Origin of the sequence: Kosakonia quasisacchari (assembly GCF_004331415.1) — a bacterium.
Lineage (GTDB): Bacteria > Pseudomonadota > Gammaproteobacteria > Enterobacterales > Enterobacteriaceae > Kosakonia > Kosakonia quasisacchari.
Genome location: NZ_SJOP01000052.1, coordinates 1 through 3053, shown reverse-complemented (window position 1 = coordinate 3053; position 3053 = coordinate 1). Strand labels below are relative to the sequence as shown.

The following is a 3053-nucleotide window of genomic DNA, read 5'->3' as shown; positions in this document are numbered from 1 at the left end:
TTTGCTCTTTAAAAATCTGGATCAAGCTGAAAATTGAAACACTGAACAGTGCGAACTGTTCTGTGAGTCTCTCAAATTTTTGCAGCACGATGATGAGTCGAAAGAAACATCTTCGGGTTGTGAGGTTAAGCGACTAAGCGTACACGGTGGATGCCCTGGCAGTCAGAGGCGATGAAGGGCGTGCTAATCTGCGATAAGCGCCGGCGAGGTGATATGAACCCTTGACCCGGCGATACCCGAATGGGGAAACCCAGTGTGACTCGTCACACTATCATGTCATGAATACATAGTGGCATGAGGCGAACCGGGGGAACTGAAACATCTAAGTACCCCGAGGAAAAGAAATCAACCGAGATTCCCCCAGTAGCGGCGAGCGAACGGGGAGGAGCCCAGAGTCTGAATCAGTTTGTGTGTTAGTGGAAGCGTCTGGAAAGTCGCGCGATACAGGGTGACAGCCCCGTACACAAAAGCACACAGGCTGTGAGCTCGATGAGTAGGGCGGGACACGTGGTATCCTGTCTGAATATGGGGGGACCATCCTCCAAGGCTAAATACTCCTGACTGACCGATAGTGAACCAGTACCGTGAGGGAAAGGCGAAAAGAACCCCGGCGAGGGGAGTGAAACAGAACCTGAAACCGTGTACGTACAAGCAGTGGGAGCCTCTTTAATGGGGTGACTGCGTACCTTTTGTATAATGGGTCAGCGACTTATATTCTGTAGCAAGGTTAACCGAATAGGGGAGCCGAAGGGAAACCGAGTCTTAACTGGGCGTTAAGTTGCAGGGTATAGACCCGAAACCCGGTGATCTAGCCATGGGCAGGTTGAAGGTTGGGTAACACTAACTGGAGGACCGAACCGACTAATGTTGAAAAATTAGCGGATGACCTGTGGCTGGGGGTGAAAGGCCAATCAAACCGGGAGATAGCTGGTTCTCCCCGAAAGCTATTTAGGTAGCGCCTCGTGAATTCATCTCCGGGGGTAGAGCACTGTTTCGGCTAGGGGGCCATCCCGGCTTACCAACCCGATGCAAACTACGAATACCGGAGAATGTTATCACGGGAGACACACGGCGGGTGCTAACGTCCGTCGTGAAGAGGGAAACAACCCAGACCGCCAGCTAAGGTCCCAAAGTCATGGTTAAGTGGGAAACGATGTGGGAAGGCCCAGACAGCCAGGATGTTGGCTTAGAAGCAGCCATCATTTAAAGAAAGCGTAATAGCTCACTGGTCGAGTCGGCCTGCGCGGAAGATGTAACGGGGCTAAACCATGCACCGAAGCTGCGGCAGCGACACTTATGTGTTGTTGGGTAGGGGAGCGTTCTGTAAGCCGTCGAAGGTGTGCTGTGAGGCATGCTGGAGGTATCAGAAGTGCGAATGCTGACATAAGTAACGATAAAGCGGGTGAAAAGCCCGCTCGCCGGAAGACCAAGGGTTCCTGTCCAACGTTAATCGGGGCAGGGTGAGTCGACCCCTAAGGCGAGGCCGAAAGGCGTAGTCGATGGGAAACAGGTTAATATTCCTGTACTTGGTGTTACTGCGAAGGGGGGACGGAGAAGGCTATGTTAGCCGGGCGACGGTTGTCCCGGTTTAAGCGTGAAGGTGTGTGCTCCAGGCAAATCCGGAGCACTTTAACACTGAGGCGTGATGACGAGGCACTACGGTGCTGAAGTAACAAATGCCCTGCTTCCAGGAAAAGCCTCTAAGCATCAGGTAACACGAAATCGTACCCCAAACCGACACAGGTGGTCAGGTAGAGAATACCAAGGCGCTTGAGAGAACTCGGGTGAAGGAACTAGGCAAAATGGTGCCGTAACTTCGGGAGAAGGCACGCTGATGCGTAGGTGAAGCGATTTACTCGTGGAGCTGAAATCAGTCGAAGATACCAGCTGGCTGCAACTGTTTATTAAAAACACAGCACTGTGCAAACACGAAAGTGGACGTATACGGTGTGACGCCTGCCCGGTGCCGGAAGGTTAATTGATGGGGTCATCCGCAAGGAGAAGCTCTTGATCGAAGCCCCGGTAAACGGCGGCCGTAACTATAACGGTCCTAAGGTAGCGAAATTCCTTGTCGGGTAAGTTCCGACCTGCACGAATGGCGTAATGATGGCCAGGCTGTCTCCACCCGAGACTCAGTGAAATTGAACTCGCTGTGAAGATGCAGTGTACCCGCGGCAAGACGGAAAGACCCCGTGAACCTTTACTATAGCTTGACACTGAACACTGGTCCTTGATGTGTAGGATAGGTGGGAGGCTTTGAAGCGTGGACGCCAGTCTGCGTGGAGCCGCCCTTGAAATACCACCCTTTAATGGCTGGTGTTCTAACGTTGGCCCGTAATCCGGGTTGCGGACAGTGTCTGGTGGGTAGTTTGACTGGGGCGGTCTCCTCCTAAAGCGTAACGGAGGAGCACGAAGGTCAGCTAATCCTGGTCGGACATCAGGAGGTTAGTGCAATGGCATAAGCTGGCTTGACTGCGAGCGTGACGGCGCGAGCAGGTGCGAAAGCAGGTCATAGTGATCCGGTGGTTCTGAATGGAAGGGCCATCGCTCAACGGATAAAAGGTACTCCGGGGATAACAGGCTGATACCGCCCAAGAGTTCATATCGACGGCGGTGTTTGGCACCTCGATGTCGGCTCATCACATCCTGGGGCTGAAGTAGGTCCCAAGGGTATGGCTGTTCGCCATTTAAAGTGGTACGCGAGCTGGGTTTAGAACGTCGTGAGACAGTTCGGTCCCTATCTGCCGTGGGCGCTGGAGAATTGAGGGGGGCTGCTCCTAGTACGAGAGGACCGGAGTGGACGCATCACTGGTGTTCGGGTTGTCATGCCAATGGCACTGCCCGGTAGCTAAATGCGGAAGAGATAAGTGCTGAAAGCATCTAAGCACGAAACTTGCCCCGAGATGAGTTCTCCCTGAGACAATAAGTCTCCTGAAGGAACGTTGAAGACGACGACGTTGATAGGCCGGGTGTGTAAGCGCAGCGATGCGTTGAGCTAACCGGTACTAATGAACCGTGAGGCTTAACCTTACAACGCCGAAGATGTTTTGGCG

Annotated in this window: 1 rRNA gene; it reads left to right on the top strand. The window is 53.2% G+C overall.

Features of this window, described 5'->3' with window-relative positions:
- Window positions 1-123 precede the first annotated feature (123 nt).
- Window positions 124-3030: ribosomal RNA gene (locus E0L21_RS24545) — 23S ribosomal RNA — on the top strand.
- The last annotated feature ends 23 nt before the right edge of the window (window positions 3031-3053 follow it).